The following is an 18,920-nucleotide window of genomic DNA, read 5'->3' as shown; positions in this document are numbered from 1 at the left end:
GAGGTCACGAATTGAGGACGATGACCGAACGACCCGCGCGCGTGACCTGGGTCACACGACATTTCCTGGATCCGGCTACAACCATCCCCGCCGATCACGTGTCACCTATGCGGAACCAACGCTCCGGCGTGAGGGGCTGCACCAGGAGGGGGGTGCAGCCCCTTTCGCTTTTCCCGCCGCTACTCCTGCGTCCCCGCCCCGGACAGCTTCGGCACCTCGGGCACCGCCAGGAAGGGCAACCGCAGCGCGCCGAAGGCGTCCTTCGGCACCACCGGGCTCGCGGGTTCCACCGCGGAGAGCCGTACGTACGCCTCGCCCTGCGCCGGACGCGGGTCGGCCTCGCCCTTGTTCGGCCAGTAGGACATCGCCCGCTCCGCCTGCGCGGTGATGGTCAGCGAGGGGTTCACGCCCAGGTTGGCGGAGACGGCCGCGCCGTCCACCACGAAGACGCCCGGGTAGCCGTACAGCCGGTGGTACGGGTCGACCACGCCCTCCTCGGCGGAGCCGCCGATCGGGCAGCCGCCCAGGAAGTGCGCCGTGAGCGGGGTGCCCATCAGTTCGCCCACGTTGCTGCCCGGGAAGCCGTTGATCTCCTCGGCCAGCAGCGTCGCGGCCCGGGTCGCCTCGGCGATCTGCGTCGGGTTGGGCGCGCCGTGGCCCTGCCGCGCGGTGAGCAGGCCCTTCCCGATGCCGCCCGGCTTGCGGTAGGTGGTCAGGGAGTTGTCCAGGGACTGCATGACCAGGCCGATGATGGTGCGCTCGGACCAGCGCCGGTTGGAGATCGACCGCAGCAGCTGGAGGGGGTGCCGGGCCGTCCTGCCGAACCAGGCGGCGACCCGGTGCCTGGAGTAGGGCACCTGGAGCACGGTCATGAAGCCCATGGCGTTGGAGCCCTTGCCGTAGCGCACCGGCTCGATGTGCGTGTCGGCGTCGGGGTGCACCGAGGAGGTGATCGCGACGCCCCGGGTGAAGTCGGCCTTCCTGCCGTGCCGCTTGCGGTAGCGGCGGTCGTCGGTCTGGGCGCCGACCAGGCCTTCGGAGTTGGTGCGGGTCAGCTCGCCCAGCCGCGGCGAGAGGCGGGGCAGTTCGCCCCGGTCCTTCATCGTGTGCAGCAGGGTCTGGGTGCCGTAGGTGCCGGCGGCGACGACCACGTACCGGGCGCGCAGTACGGACGCCCTGCCCTTGCGGCGGCCGTCGGTGGGGACGGTGCGGACGCGGTAGCCGCCATCGGGGTGCTCGGAGAGCGCGGTGACGGTGGTCATCGGGTGGATGACGGCCCCGGCGCGCTCGGCGAGGTGCAGGTAGTTCTCGTTCAGGGTGTTCTTCGCGCCGTGCCGGCAGCCGGTCATGCACTCGCCGCACTCGGTGCAGGCCTTGCGGGAGGGTCCGGCGCCGCCGAAGTAGGGGTCGGGGACCTCCTGGCCGGCCTTCGCGCGGGAGGCGCCCTCGGCGTCCTGGCCGTCGCCGAAGAAGACGCCGACCGGGGCCATGTGGAAGCTGTCGCCCACGCCCATCTTCTCGGCGGCCGCCTTGAGGTGGACGTCGGAGGGCGTCATGGTCGGGTTCAGCCGCACCCCGAGCATCCGCTTGGCCTGGTCGTAGTACGGGGCCAGCTCCTCCTGCCAGTCGGTGATGCCGGCCCACTGCCGGTCCTGGAAGAAGGCCTTCGGCGGCACGTAGAGGGTGTTGGCGTAGTTGAGGGAGCCGCCGCCGACCCCGGCACCGGCCAGCACCATCACGTTGCCGAGCAGGTGGATGCGCTGGATGCCGTACAGGCCGAGGGCGGGCGCCCACAGGTAGTTGCGCAGGTCCCAGGAGTTCTTCGGGAGGGTCTCCCGGGTGAAGCGCCGGCCCGCCTCCAGGACGCCGACGCGGTAGCCCTTCTCGGTCAGGCGCAGGGCGGAGACGGAGCCGCCGAAGCCGGAGCCGATGACGAGGACGTCGTAGTCGTAGGCGGCGTCGCCCGCGGATTCGCCGCCGGGGGTGGCGCCGGGACCGGCGGGGGTGCCCTCGGGGCCGGCGGGGGTGCCGCTCTCGTGCTGGTCGGTCACCGGTACTCCTAGCGCATCCGGAGGGCCTTCATGACCCGCAGGCTGCGGGTCATGAACGCCGCGTAGCGGTCGTCGTCCATGCCGAGGGAGGGGGCCATCGGCAGCAGTCGCTGGTGGGCGACCGTCTGGGCCTCGGTGTACTTGAGGATGCCCTCGGAGCCGTGGCGGCGGCCGAGGCCGGAGTCCTTCATGCCGCCCATCGGGGACTGGACGCTGCCGTAGGCGGGCGCGTACCCCTCGTTGATGTTGACCGTGCCGGTGCGCAGCCGGGCCGCGACCTGGTGGCCGCGCCGGGCGTCCTTGGTCCAGACGCTGGAGTTGAGGCCGTAGGCGGTGGCGTTGGCCTGGGTGATGACCTCGTCCTCGTCGGTGAACCGGTAGATCGAGACGACCGGGCCGAAGGTCTCCTCGGCGCAGACGGCCATGGGCGACTCGACGCCGTCGAGGATGGTGGGCTCGTAGAAGAGCGGGCCGATGTCGGTGCGGTGGACGCCGCCCGCCACGAGCCTCGCGCCCTTCTCGACGGCCTCTTCGACGTGCCGCTTGACGGTCTCCAACTGGCGCTCGCCGACCAGCGAGCCCATGTCCGCGCCGTACGCGAGGGCGCTGCCCAGGCGCATGGCCTTGGTGCGGGCGGCGAAGCGGGCGACGAACTCGTCGGCGACGGAGGCGTGGACGTACAGCCGCTCGATGGAGATGCAGAGCTGGCCGGCGGAGGAGAAGCAGGCGCGGACGGCGCCGGCGGCGGCCTTCTCGACGTCGGCGTCGTGCAGGACGAGCATCGCGTTCTTGCCGCCGAGCTCCAGGGACACGCCGACCAGGCGGGCGGCGGCGCCCTGGGCGACCTCGCGGCCGGTGCGGGTGGAGCCGGTGAAGGAGACGTAGTCGGCGTGCTTGACGACCTCGGGGCCGACGACCGGGCCCTCGCCGAGCACGACCTGGAAGACCTCGGCGGGCAGTCCGGCCTCGATGAGCACGTCGCGGGCCCACAGGGCGGTCAGCGCGGTCTCGGTGTCCGGCTTCATCACGACCGCGTTGCCCGCGACGAAGGCGGGCAGGGCGTCGCCGACGGACAGCTCCAGCGGGTAGTTCCAGGGCGCGATCTGGCCGACGACCCCGCGGGGCTGGCGCAGCTCGGTGACCTTGGTGAGGGTGGGCATGGCGCCGGTGTGGCTCTTGGGGCGCAGGTAGGCGGGCGCCTTGCGGCCGTAGTGGCGGGCCGCGACCGCGACGGCCTGGACCTCCTCGTGGGCGTGGAGCCGGGCCTTGCCGGTCTCCAGCTGTATGAGGTCGAGCACCTCGGACTGGCGGGCGAGGACCAGGTCGTGGAAGCGCAGCAGGACGGCGGCCCGGCGGCGGGCGGGCACCGCTGCCCAGGCCTGCTGGGCGGCGCGCGCCCGCTCGAAGGCGGCGGCCACGTCCTCGGGGGTGGACTCGGGCAGGTCGGCCAGCTTCTCCCCGGTGAAGGGGGTGTGGTTGGCGGTCCGGCCGGAGCCCGCCACTCCGCGGGTGAGGCGGGCTACCAGGTCGGGGGTCACGACGTCGGCTGCGGTGCGTACGCCTGCCGGGGTCGGAGCCACGGGATTGGTGGGGGCGGTGGCCTGGGCCAGCGAGTCCGTCATGGCCGTGAGGGTATGCGGAACGCAAGCCTTTGGGTACCCGCCGGTAACCACATTTTGCCATCAATGCCAGCATCCACTGGCAACATCCCAGCTCAGGCCCTCACCGGCCCCGGGCTCAGGTGATCTTCCAGGTCCTGAGCACCGTGTCGAACTGCTGGCGGGTGGTGTCCCAGTCCCTGACCGGGGACGACATGTAGATCGCGTACTCGGTCCCGTCGGGCGCCACGTACATCTGGTCGATCGCCCGCTTCGGACCGGGGTTGTCCTTCTTCTCCGTCCAGGTGAACTCCCAGATGCCGGCCTGGGTCTGCCCCCGGAAGGTGTTCGCGTGCAGCGTCTCCCGGTGGTACTTCGGCAGCCGCGTCCGCACCGTCTTCTCCACGTCCAGGAGGTGCATGTACGGGTTCTCGAAGTCCGGGGTGGCGTCCCGGCTGATCCGGATGCGGTGCCTGCCGTTGTCCGGGGTGTAGTCGATCTGGTCGCCGTCCGTCTGCCGCTTCCAGCCCTTCGGCACGGCCAGGCTGAAGCCCTCGGGGTCGTCGACCCTGACCCACCCGGCCGGCAGCGTCTCCACGGCCCCGGCCGTCTTCGCGCTCCCGCTGGCCGTGGGCCCACCCGAGGGGCCGTCCGTGGCGCTGCGGTCGGCGTACCGCAGGATCCCGAAGGCGATGCCGCCGCCCAGCAGTGCCGCCACGACGGCCACCAGCACGGCCCGGCGGAGCGGCCCGGCCGCGGGCGGGGCGTCCGTGCGGACGAACTGGTGCTGCTCCGGCAGCCGTGCGGTGCCCCCGGGCGCACCGACCGGCACCTGGTCGGCGGTGATCCGCTGCGTGGGCACGTACGCGTGCGCGGCCTTGGGCGCCCGGCCCTCCATCGCCTCCAGCAGCATCCGCTCGGCCTCGGCCGCGTTCGGCCGCTGCGCGGGGTCCTTGCACAGCAGCGCCGTGATGACCGGGCCCAGCGCGCCGGCCTGACGCGGCGGCGGCAGCTCGTCGTTGACCACGGCCGCCAGGCTGGACAGCGGCGAGGTCCGCCGGAAGGGCGACCGGTTCTCGACCGCCGTGTACAGCGTCGCGCCCAGCGCCCACAGGTCGGAGGCCGGGTCGGGGGCGCCGCCGGTGACGCGCTCGGGGGCCAGGTAGTCGATGGAGCCGACGAGTTCGCCGGTGCGGGTGATGGAGGAGTCGCCCTCGATCGCCGCGATCCCGAAGTCCGTCAGCAGGACGCGGCCGTCCTTGGCCAGCAGCACGTTGCCCGGCTTCACGTCCCGGTGCAGGACGCCGACGGCGTGCGCCGCACGCAGCGCGCCCAGCACGTGCAGCCCGATCCTGGCCGCCTCGCGCGGGTCGATGTGCCCGGTCTCCTTCGCCGCGTCGGCGAGCGACGGACCGTCGATGTACTCCATCACGATCCACGGCCGGTCGTCGTGCTCCAGCACGTCGTGCACGGTGACCACGGCCGGGTGCTGGATGCGGGCGGCCGCCCTGGCCTCCTTGCGCGTCCGCTCCACGAGGACCGCCCGGTCGGCCTCGGCGACGTACAGACCCGCCGTCAGTTCCTTGACGGCGACCGTCCTGTGCAGGAGCTCGTCGTGCGCGCGCCACACCTTGCCCATGCCGCCGCTGCCGATGGGCTCGCCGAGCCGGTACCGGCCCGCGAGAACCGAGCCCGCGCCTGTCCTCTGATTCACGAATTCCCGCCACTCTGTGCAACTTGAGCCAGGTTACGGAGCGAAGTCACCGTCCAGGTACCACGAGCGGCCTGCGAGACCGCACTGTGACGCAACTGTCGGTTCAACGCGTACTGCGGTAACTGGCCGTGGCACGCTCGTAGATCTCGGTGACCTTGTCGCGTCCGGAATCCGGACCGATCACCATCAGCACGTGGTAGCGACCGCCGAGCACGTACACACGGTTGCGGACGTAGACCGAACGGCCGCTCCCGTCGGTCCAGGTGTACTGCCCTTCGGCCATCTTCCGGTTACCCACGGTGATCTCGCGGACCCCGGTCTGGGTGCCCCAGCTGCTGCTGCGGACCGGCTCCAGTTCGCGTTCCCTGTCCCGCTGGTAGCCGAGCGGGTCGCCGGCGCCGGGCGCCGCGTCCCGGCCGGGCACCAGGATCAGCTCGAAGTCCCCGTTGGAGTAACGCACCTGGCCGCTGTCGTTCAGCGGCCGCCGCTGCCAGCCCTGCGGTACGGCGACCTCGAAGCCCTCGGTGTCCTTGGCGAGCGTGTAGCCCGCGGGCACGGCGGCACCGGTCGGGGCGGGAGCGGTGGCCGGGGCCGTGGTCTGTGGTTGCGGCTGCGGACGGGAGTTGCTCCGTGCGGGGCTCGGCGCCCGGGTGGTCGGTGTGCCGGGGTCGGCGGACGTGCCACCGGGCCGCTGGGGGACGTTCTGCGCGGTGGGCTCCGCCTTGGGCATGAACACCATCGCGTACGCCACGCAGGCCGCCAGCGCCAGCAGGATCACCAGCAGCAGGGTGCGGCCCAGCGCCCGGGCGGGCCGGGCCGAAGTGCCGCCCGGGGTCCGGGGCATGGCGGTCGTGGCGCCGGTGGAGGTGTTGCGGTAGGCGGACCTGGCGGCCTTGGAGGGTTTCCCGGACGGGCCTTCGAAGGTGCCCTTGGACGTGCCCCTGGCGGCGCCGCGCTTGGACGGGGCCGGCTGGCGGTGCCTGCCGTGGCCCGAACCCTCGCGCCCCGGACGCCGCTTGCGCACGAGTTCGCCCCGGCGCCGCACGATCGGCAGCTTCGTTGCGTCGGGAGCGGGCAGCGGCACCGCGCGGGTGCCGGCCTCGGGCTCGGGGGCGGACCGCACCAGGGAGCGCAGCCAGCCGCGCAGCTCCTCGAAGTCCGGGCGCTCGGTGGGGTCCTGGCGCAGCAGGGACTCGACGACCGGGCGCAGCGGGCCGCACTCCTCGGCGAACGCCGGGGGCTCGGAGCAGACCAGTTCGACCAGTTCTGCCCCGCTGTCCTCGGGGTACGGGGCGTGGCCCTGGACCGCGCGGTAGAGGAGCGCGCCGAGCGCCCACAGGTCCGTGGCGGGGCCGACGGGTGCCGCCAGCTGCCAGTTCTCGTGCACGGGGTGGGCCTGTTCGGGCGCCCAGCGCTCGGTGACCGCGCCCACCACGGCGATCCGGGTCTGCCGGGCGCGCTCGGCGGCCAGCGGGGTGCCGGGGCCGCGGCCGGGGGCGGGGGCCGGGTCGTCCCAGCCCGAGGGGGCGGCGGGACGCGGTGCCGGGTCGGCGGCGGGGGGCCGGGCCGGCTGCCGGGCCGGGTCCTGCGTGTGGGCCGGGTCCTGCGTGCGGGCCGGGTCCTGCGTGCGGGCCGGGTCCTGCGTGCGGGCCGGCGGGTGGGGCTGGTGCGGGGCCGGGAGCTGCGGCGGCTCGGAGGCCGGGGGCCGGGGTGCCGACGGCTCGGGGGCCGGGGGCTGGGGCGGGACCGCGGCCGGGGTGTAGCCCTGCGGGAGTGCCGGGCGGGCGGGCAGGCGCCGGTCCGCCGTGTCCGGGCCGCCGTACGGGTACGAGTAGCCCTGGGGGAGGTTGGAGCCCTGGGGGCGCGGCGGTTCGGGCTCGGGTACGCGGCGGGTGGCGGCGGCCTGGGCGCCGGCGCGGTAGGCGGCGATGGCCCCGGCGCGGGCGGCCGCCTTGAGGTCGGCGCCGCCGGGGGTGCCGTAGCCGGGGGCGACGGGGGGCCGCGGGTCGGGTGCCGGGGCCGGGGCCGTACGGGAGGGCGGCGGCGGGGTGCCCGGAGCGGGAACGGCTGCGGTGGTGCTGGTCGTCGGGCCCGCGGGGGGCGGGGCGGAACCGGGTACGGGCGCGGGGAGCCCCGTACCGCCGGAGTCGGCCGGCGGGACCGGGTCGTACCCGCACAGCGCCTCCTCGGCGGCGCCGGCGGCCAGGCCGGTGAGCACCACGCGGCCGTCCTCGCAGACCAGCACCGTCCGCACGGTGATGTTGCGGTGGGTCCAGCCGTGCGCGTGCAGCACCCGCAGGGCGGTCAGCACGTCCGAGGCGACCTCGGCCGCACGGTAGGCGTTGAGCGGGCGGTCCGCGAGGAGCGCCGCCAGCGGCCGGGCGGCGACGAGTTCACTCACTATCCAGAGGGACCCGGCCTCGGCGAACACGTCGAAGACCTGGTCCAGCCGCGGGTGGTCGGGGATACGTGCAGCGGCCTGGGCCGCCTCGATCGCCCGGCGCACGGCCGGGTCGGTGGGCCGCCGGGTGGCACCGCCGGCGGCCCGGCGGGGCGCGGGCGGCGCCGTACGGCCGTCCGCCTCCAGCAGTTCCGCGTCCACGATCTCCGGCAACGGGACCTGCCGGACCAGCACTTCCTGCCCGCTGTGGGTGTCGAAGGCACGCGTCTCGACGAGCTCGTACTCGTCGGAGGGAGGCAGGGGCAGGCGATAGCGGTCGGCCAGCACCCTGCCCGCGTACTCCTCCACGACGCCTACCCCCTCAGCGTGCCGTTCCCCCGTCACCGCACCCTCACGATACGTCGCAGCACCCACTCGCGTCGCCGGGTCCGGCGAGCTCACCCGTCGTGCTGGTCAGGGGATTTGGCGCCGTGGTCCGTGCGCGGCGCCGCCGGGGTCAGTCCAGGGGCTGGAAGGTGGCGAAGGCGGTGTCGCGCAGGGTCTTGCACGCGGCGCCGTCCCACTCGTCCTTCGCGCAGGTGATCATGATCGCGTAGCCGTGGGTGGCGTCGACCTTGAAGCCGCGGTTGAGGACGCGGACGGTCCTGCCGTTCTCCTCGCGCTCGAACTGCCAGTCGGCGACGGTCGGGTAGCCGCGGTACTCCTGCTCGGCGATGCCCAGCAGCCGGTAGCCGTCGCTGCTGCCCGCGACGGCGCCGGCAAGCTGCAGCCAGGCCAGGCGGGCGTCGTCGGTGGGGCTGTCGTTGTAGTCGACCTGGACCCGGGGGTAGCCGCCGTCGCGGTTGTAGATGCCGCCCGAGTTGCTGCCCGCTATGGCGTTGCGCCTGAAGTCGGCCGGCATCGCCATCGAGAAGTGGAAGCGCGCGTCGCTGATCTTGACGTAACCGGCGGGCAGGCCGGTGCCGGTGCCCTGGCCGGCCGTCGTGGAGCCGGTCGCGCCGGTGCCGCCGGTGTCGCTGCCGTTGCCGCCGGTCGCGTCCGTGCCCTTGCCGCCGGGGCCGGCCGAGGGCTTGGCGCCCTGGCCCTGGCTCGTCTGGCTGCCCTGGCCGTTGGCGCCACTGCTGTTGCCGTTTCCGCCGGAGGCGGAGGCGCCCGCGGAACCGGCCGGCCGGGACGCGCCCGGGGAGGCGGCCCGCCCGTTCTTGCCGTTCTTGTTCTCGTCCGGCTTGTCGTCGCCGCTCAGCGCCCAGCCGATCGCCCCGCCGATCAGCGCGAGGACGGCCACGACGGCGACGACGGCCAGCGCGATGGTCTGGCGCGGGACGACGTCCGTGAGCGGGGCGGCCACCGGGGACTTCGGCCCGGACTGCTGCGGGACGGGCTTGGGCTTCGGCTTGGCCTTGGGCTTCTTGGCCTTGGGCTTCGCCTTCGGCTTGGGCGCGGCCCCCTGCTCCTGGACGGCCGCCTTCGGCTTGTCCTCGGGTACGACGGGCAGCGCGATGACCCGGGTCTCGTCGGCCGGGGGCTCCGGCTCGGGCTCGGGCATCTCGATGACCTCGTTGAGCAGGGCGCGGGCGCCCGCGTCGTCGAGGCGGTGCTCGGGGTCCTTCACCAGCAGGCCGTAGATGACCTCCGCGAGCGGCCCCGCGTTCTTCGGCGGGTCCACGGGCTCGGTCATCACCGCGGTGAGCGTGGCCAGGGCGGAGCCCTTGTCGTACGGCGGCACGCCCTCCACGGCGGCGTAGAGCAGACCGCCGAGCGACCACATGTCGGCCGGCGGGCCGGGCTTCTGGCCGCGGGCGCGCTCGGGCGAGATGTAGGAGGGCGCGCCGACGAGCATGCCGGTGGAGGTGACGGAGGGGTCGCCCTCGACCTGCGCGATGCCGAAGTCGGTGAGGACGACGCGGCCGGTCTCGGCGATGAGCACGTTGGAGGGCTTCACGTCGCGGTGCAGGATGCCCTGGCCGTGGGCGGCGCGCAGCACGTCGAGCACGGCGAGGCCGACCTCGGCCGCCCGGCGGGGCGTCAGGGTGCCGCGCTCTCGGACGAACTCGGCCAGGGACGGGCCCTCGATGAGCTCCATGACGATCCAGGGGCGGCCGTCCTCGTCGACCACGTCGAAGACGGTGACGGCGCCGTCGTTCCGGATCCGGGCGATGGCCTTGGCCTCGCGCAGGGTGCGGGTGACCAGGCGGCGCTTCTCGTCCTCGTCGACGCCGGAGGAGAACCGGAGTTCCTTGATGGCGACGGTACGGCCGAGCGTCTCGTCCACGGCCCGCCATACGGTGCCCATGCCGCCCTTGCCGAGCACGCGGCCGAGGCGGTACCGGCCGGCGAGCAGCCGGCCTTCCTGGTCCTCGGTCCCGCCGCCGGTCCCGACCGGCCCGTTGTCCCGCGCCTCGCGCGCGGCGCTGCCGGCGGCGGCCGAGCCGCCGCGCGGCGCCGGGTCGGCGGCCTTGGCCTCGCGGCCCGCGGGGCCGGCCGGCGCGGCCGTGCCGTCGGCGGGGCGCGCGCCGTCCTTGGGGGAGCCTGCGGAGCCCGCAGCAGCGGCGGCGGAAGCCGGCTTCGCGGGGGCGGGCCGGACGGCGCCCTTGGCGCCCTCGGCGTCCTTGCCCAGGGCCACGGCCTTGGGGGCGGCCGGAGCGTCGGCGGTGCCCGGCCGGTTCTCGGGGCGCGCCTCGGGCTTCGCGGGCGGCGCGGAGGTGTCACGGGCCGCCTTGCCGAACCGTACGGGCTCGGGCGCCGGCGAACCGGACTCGGGCGCGGCCGGCTTCGCCGCACGGTCCGAGCGGGCACCGGAGCCGGAAACGGAACCGGCACCCGCCGCGGCCGGCCTCGGGTCCCGCTTCTCCGCACCTGCGGAAGCGCCGGCCGCCGGGACACCGTTGTCCTTCGCCGCTGCAGCGGCGTCAGCCGACCGGTCGCCGCTGTCCTTCGCACCTGCGGCGGCGTCAGCCGGCCCGAAGGCCGCATCCACCAGATCGGCGGCCGTGGCCGCAGAACCGGAAGGCGTGTCCACGGAACCTGCGGAGGCGTCAGCCGCCGCGGCGTCGGAGGAACCGGACTCCGCCCCGCCACCCGTCGCGGACGAACGCGCGTCCTTCTGCTCGGGCACGGAACCGGCGTCCGCGTCCGCGGGCCCGGAGCCGTTCGGCCGGCCCGCCGGCGCCTCGACCGCGGAACGGCCCGCTGCGGAAGCGGACTTCGCGGCTGCGGTCGTCGCGGCATCCGTCCCGGGGGAAGCGGCCTCCGTACGGGCGGCACCGCCGTCCGCACGGGCGGAACCCTCGGAACCGGCGGCATCCGCGCCAGCGGAAGTGGTGTGCTCCGGCTTCGACATGCGTCCCCTCAACGATCGTGCCGCCTGCTCCGGGTTGACCGGCGTCCGCCGGAGACCACGGCAACCCGCCCCGGCAGGACCCTTATTGTTCCTCACTCCGGCACGGACGGGTGTCCCGGGTCCGTGGTTCCCCGGAACACCCGTGATACGACACTCCCACTAGAGCGGAACGATCTCCGGTGCCCCCAGCCTGGCCGCGTCGGCGGTCTGGTCGTCCGGCTGCCGCTGCGACTCCCGCTCCGCCTCCACGCGCTTCTCGTAGTGCTCGACCTCCCGCTCCACCTGTCCCTCGTCCCACCCCAGTACCGGTGCCATCAACTCCGCGCACTCGCGCGCCGACCGGGTGCCGCGGTCGAAGGTCTCGATCGAGATCCGGGTCCGCCGGGTCAGTACGTCGTCCAGGTGCCGCGCTCCCTCGTGCGACGCCGCGTACACCACCTCCGCCCGGAGGTAGTCGTCCGCCCCGCCCAGCGGCGCGGCGAGCCCCGGGTCCCGCTCGATCATCTCCAGCACCTCCTCCGCCAGCGAGCCGTAGCGGTTCAGCAGGTGCTCGACCCGCGCCACGTGCAGCCCGGTCCTGGCGGCGATCCGCGCCCGCGCGTTCCACAGCGCGCGGTAGCCCTCCGCGCCCACCAGCGGGATGTCCTCCGTGACGCACTCGGCGACCCGCTGGTCCAGCCCGTGCACCGCCTCGTCCACCGCGTCCTTGGCCATCACCCGGTACGTCGTGTACTTGCCGCCCGCGACCACCACGAGCCCCGGCGCCGGATGCGCCACGGTGTGCTCCCGCGAGAGCTTGCTGGTCGCGTCCGACTCGCCGGCCAGGAGGGGCCGCAGGCCCGCGTACACGCCCTGCACGTCCTCCCGGGTGAGCGGCACGGCCAGCACCGAGTTCACGTGCTCCAGGAGGTAGTCGATGTCCGCGCTCGACGCCGCCGGGTGCGCCTTGTCCAGGTCCCAGTCCGTGTCCGTGGTCCCGACGATCCAGTGCCGGCCCCACGGGATGACGAAGAGCACCGACTTCTCGGTCCGCAGGATCAGCCCGGTGGACGAATGGATGCGGTCCTTCGGCACCACCAGATGGATGCCCTTGGACGCCCGTACGTGGAACTGGCCGCGCTCGCCGATGAGCGCCTGGGTGTCGTCCGTCCACACCCCCGTGGCGTTCACGATCTGCTTGGCCCGGATCTCGTACTCCCCGCCGGCCTCGACGTCCTTCACCCGGGCGCCGACCACCCGCTCGCCCTCCCGGAGAAAGCCGGTCACCCGGGCGCGGTTCGCCGCGAGGGTGCCGTACGCGGCGGCCGTGCGCACCAGCGTGGCGACGAACCGCGCGTCGTCCATCTGGGCGTCGTAGTACTGAAGGGCGCCCACCAGGGCGTCCTTGCGCAGGCAGGGCGCGACCCGCAGCGCCCGCTTGCGGGTGAGGTGGCGGTGTACGGGCAGTCCGCGCCCGTGGCCGCTGGACACCGACATCGCGTCGTACAGCGCGACGCCGGACCCGGCGTAGAACCGCTCCCAGCCCTTGTGCTGGAGGGGGTAAAGGAACGGCACCGGCTTCACCAGGTGCGGCGCGAGCCGCTCCAGCAGCAGCCCGCGCTCCTTCAGCGCCTCCCGTACGAGCGCGAAGTCGAGCATCTCCAGGTAGCGCAGCCCGCCGTGGATCAGCTTGCTGGACCGGCTGGAGGTGCCCGAAGCCCAGTCCCGCGCCTCCACCAGGCCGGTCGCGAGGCCTCTGGTGGCCGCGTCGAGCGCGGTGCCCGCGCCCACCACGCCCGCGCCCACGACCAGCACGTCCAGTTCCCGCTCGGCCATCCGAGCGAGCGCCTCGGTGCGCTGCGCGGGTCCGAGTGTCGCCGTCCTCACCGCTGCCTCCCGTTGGTCGGGGTGGTCGCCCACATGACCCACCTCGATTCTGACCGCGCGCTCCCCGGCCGGCCACCGCCTGTGGACAACACAAGGTGGCCGCCGTCTCACAATGCCGCAGATCGGTCATATATACGCCTAGTCTGACATAGCGCCAGCTCTCCTTATCCACAGGACTTGCGCACCCAGCCACCTCCGGTTAGGGAAGGACGGCCACCCCCATGCCCGCAGATCTCGCCGTCATCGGCCTCGGCCACCTCGGCCTGCCCCTCGCCCAGGCCGCCGTCGCCGCCGGGATCGAGACCGTCGGCTACGACACCGGCCCAGCGACCGACAGCAGCCTCACCGCCGCCGAGATCCGCCGCATGTCGGCGGCCGGCTTCCGGGTCGCCACCGACCCCGCGGAGCTCGGGAGGGTCCGTACCGCCGTCATCTGCGCGCCCACCCCCCTGGGCGCCGACCGGGCCCTCGACCTGTCCGCCGTGGGCGACGCGGCCCGTGCCCTGGCCGCGCGGCTGCGGCCGCACACCACCGTGATCCTGGAGTCCGCCGCGTACCCCGGCGTGACCGAGGACTACCTCAGACCCCTGCTCGAATCCGGCTCCCGGCTGCGGGCCGGCCGCGACTTCCACCTGGCCTACTCCCCCAGCCGCCTCGACCCCGGCAACCGCAGCCACGGGATCGCCAACACCCCCAAGGTGATCGGCGGCCTCACCCCCGCCTGCACCGAGTCGGCCGCCGCCTTCTACGCGCGCCTCACCGACAAGGTGGTGCGCGCCCGGGGCCTGCGCGAGGCCGAGACCGTCCAGCTGCTGGAGACCAACTACCGGCACGTCAACATCGCGCTGGTGAACGAGATGGCGGTGCTCTGCCACGACCTCGGCGTCGACCTCTGGGACGTCATCCGCTGCGCGGAGACCAAGCCGTACGGCTTCCAGGCCTTCCGCCCGGGCCCCGGCGTGGGCGGCCACGGCGTCCCGCTCGACCCCGGCTACCTCGCCGTGCCCACCCGCACCCCCGGCCACCCCCTGCGCATGGTCGGCCTCGCCCAGGAGGTCAACAACCGCATGCCGCAGTACGTCATCCAGCGCTGCGCCACGCTCCTCAACGAGCACGGCAAGTCGGCCCGCGGCGCCCGCATCCTCCTCCTGGGCGTCACCTACAAGCCGGACCTGGCCGACCAGGAGGGCTCCCCCGCCCGCGAGATCGCCTCCCGGCTGCTCGACCTCGGGGCACTGATCAGCTACCACGACCCGTACGTGACCGGCTGGCGCGTCCGGGACCAGCCGGTCCCGCGCGCCGACTCCCTCTACGAGGCCGCGGCCAACGCCGACCTGACGATCCTGCTCCAGCACCACCGCACGTACGACCTCCAAGGCCTGGCGGTGAAGGCGCAGTTGCTGCTCGACACCCGCGGCGCCACCCCGGTGGGCACGGCCCACCGCCTGTGACCCCGCGGGACGCCCACGAAATCCCCTCTTCCGCACCGGGCCGATGCTGCTAGCCTTCGGCGACATTTTTCTCCGCACGCCTGTTCCCAGGGACAGCCGTGCCGCAAATCCCTGGGGGGGATTTCACCCATGAGCGACACCGCTCCGCAGCCCGCCGCACCCGACGCGGCCCCTGCCCCGGCCGCCACCGCCGAGGCCGTCACCGCCGCCGAGGCCCCCGCGGCCCCGGCCGCCGACGCCACCGCGTCCGCGGCGCCGGTGCCCGGCCAGGCACCGGCCCCTGGCGTGGAGGGCTGGGCCTACGCCCCGGCCGCGCCCGCCCGCAAGGGCAACGCCGGCCTCGGCATCGCCGCCGCCGTGCTGGCGGCCCTGGTCACCGCCGCGCTCTACGGCCTGATCATCGGCACCACCGAGTACCAGGTCGGCTACGCGGCGGTCGGCGTCGGCCTGCTGATCGGCCTGGCCGCGGGCAAGCTCGGCGGCCCGAACCCGGTCACCCCGGTCCTCAGCGCGATCCTGGCGCTCGGCGCCGTGTACGCGGGCCAGCTGTACGGCGTCGCCATGCTCGGCGCCGAGGAGCTCCACACCACGACGCTGGACCTCGTCTCCTCGGTCGGCCTCTCCATGCTGCACGCGGCGTGGAAGGAGGCCATCGGCCCGATGGACTTCCTCTTCTTCGCCATCGGCGCGGTCGTCGCCTACCAGACCGCCCGCAAGACCTCGGCCTGACACCCGGCCCCACCGCGCAACCGCCCCGAGGGCCGGCCACCCGAGGTCGGCGGCGGCGAGCCCGGACACGCCGGAGGCCCGGCACCCCGTGGGGGGTGCCGGGCCTCCTCCCGTGCGGGACGGGTCAGCGGCGGTGCTGCGAGTCCGCGACCGTCACCTCGACGCGCTGGAACTCCTTGAGCTCGCTGTAGCCCGTGGTCGCCATCGAGCGGCGCAGGGCACCGAAGAGGTTCATCGAGCCGTCGGGGCTGTGGGACGGGCCGGTGAGGATCTCCTCGGTGGTGCCGACCGTGCCCAGGTCCACCTTCTTGCCGCGCGGCACGTCCTCGTGGACGGCCTCCATGCCCCAGTGGTGGCCGCGGCCGGGCGCGTCGGTGGCGCGGGCCAGCGGGGAGCCCATCATCACGGCGTCCGCCCCGCAGGCGATGGCCTTGGGCAGGTCGCCGGACCAGCCCACGCCGCCGTCGGCGATCACGTGGACGTAGCGGCCGCCGGACTCGTCCATGTAGTCGCGGCGGGCGGCGGCCACGTCGGCGACCGCGGTCGCCATCGGGACCTGGATGCCCAGCACGTTGCGGGTGGTGTGCGCGGCGCCGCCGCCGAAGCCGACCAGGACGCCCGCGGCGCCGGTGCGCATCAGGTGCAGGGCCGCGGTGTAGGTGGCGCAGCCGCCCACGATGACCGGGACGTCGAGCTCGTAGATGAACTGCTTCAGGTTCAGCGGCTCGGCCGCGCCGGAGACGTGCTCGGCGGAGACGGTGGTGCCGCGGATCACGAAGATGTCCACGCCCGCGTCGACCACGGCCTTGGAGAACTGCGCGGTGCGCTGCGGGGAGAGCGCCGCGGCGGTGACGACGCCGGAGTCGCGCACCTCCTTGATGCGCCGGCCGATCAGGTCCGCCTGGATCGGGGCGGAGTAGATCTCCTGGAGACGGCGGGTCGCGGTCTCCTCGTCCAGCGTGGCGATCTCGTCGAGCAGCGGCTGCGGGTCCTCGTACCGGGTCCACAGGCCCTCGAGGTTGAGGACGCCCAGGCCACCGAGCTCACCGATGCGGATCGCGGTCTGCGGGGAGACGACCGAGTCCATCGGGGCGGCCAGGAAGGGGAGCTCGAAGCGATAGGCGTCGATCTGCCAGGCGATCGAGACCTCCTTCGGGTCCCGCGTACGGCGGCTCGGGACGATGGCGATGTCGTCGAACGCGTACGCCCTGCGGCCGCGCTTGCCGCGCCCGATCTCGATCTCAGTCACGTGTGGTGGCCTTTCCCTCTTGACTCTGCCCGTCCAGTATCCCCGAAGGGCGGACGGTCGCGTTCCCGTGACCGCTGTACGGACGCACGCGCGCCCGGCACACGCCCCGGCCCGCGGGGCCGGGCACGCCGGAGGGGGCGGACCCGTCACCCGGGTCCGCCCCCTCCGTGCCTGCTCAGCCCTTGCGGGAGTAGTTCGGCGCCTCGACCGTCATCTGGATGTCGTGCGGGTGGCTCTCCTTGAGGCCCGCCGACGTGATGCGGACGAACCGGCCGCGGTCCTGGAGCTCCGGCACCGTGCGGCCGCCGACGTAGAACATCGACTGGCGCAGGCCGCCGACCAGCTGGTGCACGACCGCGGACAGCGGGCCGCGGTAGGGCACCTGGCCCTCGATGCCCTCGGGGATCAGCTTGTCGTCGCCGCCGACGCCCTCCTGGAAGTACCGGTCCTTGGAGAACGACTTGCGGTCGCCGCGGGACTGCATGGCGCCCAGCGAGCCCATGCCGCGGTACGACTTGAACTGCTTGCCGTTGATGAAGAGCAGCTCGCCCGGGGACTCCTCGCAGCCCGCGAGCAGCGAGCCGAGCATGACCGTGTCCGCGCCGGCGACGAGCGCCTTGGCGATGTCGCCGGAGTACTGCAGGCCGCCGTCGCCGATGACCGGGACGCCCGCGGCCTTGGCGGCCAGCGAGGCCTCGTAGATCGCGGTGACCTGCGGGACGCCGATGCCGGCGACCACGCGGGTGGTGCAGATGGAGCCGGGGCCGACGCCGACCTTGATGCCGTCGCAGCCGGCGTCGACGAGCGCCTGGGCGCCGTCGCGGGTGGCGACGTTGCCGCCGATGACGTCGACGGAGGAGTTCGACTTGATCTTGGAGACCATGTCTCCGACCAGGCGCGAGTGGCCGTGGGCGGTGTCGACGACGATGAAGTCGGCGCCCGCCTCGATCAGGGCCTGGGCCCGCTCGTACGCGTCACCGGCGACGCCGACCGCGGCGCCGACCAGCAGGCGGCCGTCCTTGTCCTTGGCGGCGTTCGGGTACTTCTCCGCCTTGACGAAGTCCTTGACGGTGATGAGGCCCTTGAGGGTGCCCGCCTCGTCGACCAGCGGCAGCTTCTCGATCTTGTGGCGGCGCAGCAGCTCCATGGCGTCGACGCCGGAGATGCCGACCTTGCCCGTGACCAGCGGCATCGGGGTCATGACCTCGCGCACCTGGCGGCTGCGGTCCGACTCGAAGGCCATGTCGCGGTTGGTGACGATGCCGAGCAGCTTGCCCGCGGGGTCGGTGACCGGCACCCCGGAGATGCGGAACTTCGCGCAGAGCTCGTCCGCCTCGCGCAGGGTCGCGTCGGGGTGGACGGTGATCGGGTCGGTGACCATGCCGGACTCGGAGCGCTTGACCAGGTCCACCTGGTTCGCCTGGTCGGCGATCGAGAGGTTCCGGTGGAGGACGCCGACGCCACCCTGGCGGGCCATCGCGATGGCCATGCGCGCCTCGGTGACCTTGTCCATCGCCGCGGAGAGCAGCGGGACGTTCACACGGACGTTCCGGGAGATGAGGGAGGAGGTGTCGATCTCGTCCGGGGCCATGTCCGACGCGCCCGGCAGCAGCAGGACGTCGTCGTAAGTCAGCCCGAGCGAGGCGAATTTGTCGGGCACTCCGTCGACGTTGACAGTCATGACACCTTCCCAGATGGTCTTGCTCAGCGCAGATGTCCATGCTAACGGGATCGCGGCGCGTCTCATTCCACGATGAAGATCGACCACAATTTTCGTACCTTGCTACAAGTTTGGGCGCAGAAATTGCCGTCTTGTGGTATTCGCCGCGTGCGGGTTCGTCCGCCCTCCCGGCGCACGCACCGCCCGGCGGGCGCTCACTGCTCCGCGAGCGCCCGCAGCCGGCTGAGCGCGCGGTGCTGCGCCACCCGGACGGCCCCCGGCGACATGCCGAGCATCTGACCCGTCTCCTCCGCCGTCAGACCGACGGCCACCCGCAGTACGAGCAGCTCGCGCTGGTTCTCGGGGAGGTTGGCCAGCAGCTTCTTGGCCCAGGCGGCGTCGCTGCTGAGCAGCGCGCGCTCCTCCGGGCCCAGCGAGTCGTCCGGCCGCTCGGGCATCTCGTCCGACGGCACGGCCGTGCTCCCGGGGTGCCGCATGGCGGCCCGCTGGAGGTCTGCGACCTTGTGCGCGGCGATGGCGAAGACGAAGGCCTCGAACGGCCGGCCCGTGTCGCGGTACCGCGGCAGGGCCATCAGGACGGCGACGCAGACCTCCTGCGCCAGGTCCTCCACGAAGTGCCGCGCGTCCCCGGGCAGCCGGGACAGCCGGGTGCGGCAGTAGCGCAGCGCGAGCGGGTGCACGTGGGCGAGCAGGTCGTGGGTGGCCTGTTCGTCCCCCTCGACGGCCCGGCGTACCAGTGCGCCGACGGCCCCCTGGCCGCCCTCCTTGGGGGGCCCCGCAGGGCCGGTGGCCGTGGGGGACCCCAGGGCCTCGTCGTCGCGCATCGATCCATGGTGCCCC

General features: G+C 73.8%; 11 protein-coding genes. 2 read left to right on the top strand and 9 right to left on the bottom strand.

Features of this window, described 5'->3' with window-relative positions; genetic code table 11:
• Positions 1-179: 179 nt before the first annotated feature.
• The 6 genes from ACIF6F_RS14930 to ACIF6F_RS14905 form a co-directional block, all read right to left on the bottom strand.
• Positions 180-1,931: a GMC oxidoreductase gene (locus ACIF6F_RS14930; protein WP_399946528.1), complete on the bottom strand. Its 1,752-nt coding sequence runs from the start codon at positions 1,929-1,931 to the stop codon at positions 180-182.
• Between the two features lie 128 nt (positions 1,932-2,059).
• Entirely contained in the window at positions 2,060-3,673 is a 1,614-nt protein-coding gene (locus ACIF6F_RS14925) for a succinic semialdehyde dehydrogenase (protein ID WP_399946187.1), read from the bottom strand.
• A 115-nt stretch (positions 3,674-3,788) separates the two neighbouring features.
• Positions 3,789-5,363, bottom strand: coding sequence for a serine/threonine-protein kinase (locus ACIF6F_RS14920; protein WP_399946184.1), 1,575 nt, complete (start codon positions 5,361-5,363; stop codon positions 3,789-3,791).
• Positions 5,364-5,466: 103 nt separating this feature from the next.
• Positions 5,467-8,112, bottom strand: a complete 2,646-nt coding sequence (locus ACIF6F_RS14915) for a protein kinase (protein ID WP_399946181.1) — start codon at positions 8,110-8,112, stop codon at positions 5,467-5,469.
• Between the two features lie 148 nt (positions 8,113-8,260).
• Complete coding sequence (locus tag ACIF6F_RS14910) at positions 8,261-11,104, bottom strand: protein kinase (protein WP_399946178.1); 2,844 nt, start codon at positions 11,102-11,104, stop codon at positions 8,261-8,263.
• Between the two features lie 159 nt (positions 11,105-11,263).
• Positions 11,264-12,970: a glycerol-3-phosphate dehydrogenase/oxidase gene (locus tag ACIF6F_RS14905; protein WP_399946175.1), complete on the bottom strand. Its 1,707-nt coding sequence runs from the start codon at positions 12,968-12,970 to the stop codon at positions 11,264-11,266.
• Positions 12,971-13,191: 221 nt separating this feature from the next.
• Between ACIF6F_RS14905 and ACIF6F_RS14900 the strand changes: the two genes are divergently transcribed.
• The gene (locus tag ACIF6F_RS14900) at positions 13,192-14,421 is read left to right on the top strand and encodes a nucleotide sugar dehydrogenase (protein WP_399946172.1); all 1,230 of its coding nucleotides are present in this window, start codon (positions 13,192-13,194) and stop codon (positions 14,419-14,421) included.
• Positions 14,422-14,550: 129 nt separating this feature from the next.
• The gene (locus tag ACIF6F_RS14895; RefSeq protein WP_399946170.1) at positions 14,551-15,150 is read left to right on the top strand and encodes a hypothetical protein; all 600 of its coding nucleotides are present in this window, start codon (positions 14,551-14,553) and stop codon (positions 15,148-15,150) included.
• Between the two features lie 124 nt (positions 15,151-15,274).
• On the opposite strand, the gene ACIF6F_RS14890 is transcribed toward ACIF6F_RS14895, so the two are convergent.
• The 3 genes from ACIF6F_RS14890 to ACIF6F_RS14880 form a co-directional block, all read right to left on the bottom strand.
• Positions 15,275-16,399 carry a GuaB3 family IMP dehydrogenase-related protein gene (locus ACIF6F_RS14890; RefSeq protein ID WP_399946167.1) on the bottom strand — a complete coding sequence of 375 codons (1,125 nt, stop codon included), beginning with the start codon at positions 16,397-16,399 and terminating at the stop codon, positions 15,275-15,277.
• Positions 16,400-16,574: 175 nt separating this feature from the next.
• On the bottom strand, positions 16,575-18,080 hold the full coding sequence (guaB, locus tag ACIF6F_RS14885; protein ID WP_399946164.1) for an IMP dehydrogenase: 1,506 nt from the start codon (positions 18,078-18,080) through the stop codon (positions 16,575-16,577).
• A 194-nt stretch (positions 18,081-18,274) separates the two neighbouring features.
• Positions 18,275-18,904: a sigma-70 family RNA polymerase sigma factor gene (locus ACIF6F_RS14880; RefSeq protein WP_399946161.1), complete on the bottom strand. Its 630-nt coding sequence runs from the start codon at positions 18,902-18,904 to the stop codon at positions 18,275-18,277.
• Positions 18,905-18,920: the final 16 nt, after the last annotated feature.

Source organism: Streptomyces sp. NPDC086023, assembly GCF_044540325.1.
GTDB lineage: Bacteria > Actinomycetota > Actinomycetes > Streptomycetales > Streptomycetaceae > Streptomyces.
Note: the sequence above shows the minus strand (reverse complement) of the source record. Positions and strands in the feature narration are given on the sequence as shown.

Coding starts and splice junctions, on each gene's coding strand:
- ACIF6F_RS14925 (WP_399946187.1), bottom strand. CDS start 3,673: ATGACGGACTCGCTGGCCCAGGCCACCGCCCCCACCAATCCCGTGGCT.
- ACIF6F_RS14910 (WP_399946178.1), bottom strand. CDS start 11,104: ATGTCGAAGCCGGAGCACACCACTTCCGCTGGCGCGGATGCCGCCGGT.
- ACIF6F_RS14900 (WP_399946172.1), top strand. CDS start 13,192: ATGCCCGCAGATCTCGCCGTCATCGGCCTCGGCCACCTCGGCCTGCCC.
- ACIF6F_RS14895 (WP_399946170.1), top strand. CDS start 14,551: ATGAGCGACACCGCTCCGCAGCCCGCCGCACCCGACGCGGCCCCTGCC.
- guaB (WP_399946164.1), bottom strand. CDS start 18,080: ATGACTGTCAACGTCGACGGAGTGCCCGACAAATTCGCCTCGCTCGGG.
- ACIF6F_RS14880 (WP_399946161.1), bottom strand. CDS start 18,904: ATGCGCGACGACGAGGCCCTGGGGTCCCCCACGGCCACCGGCCCTGCG.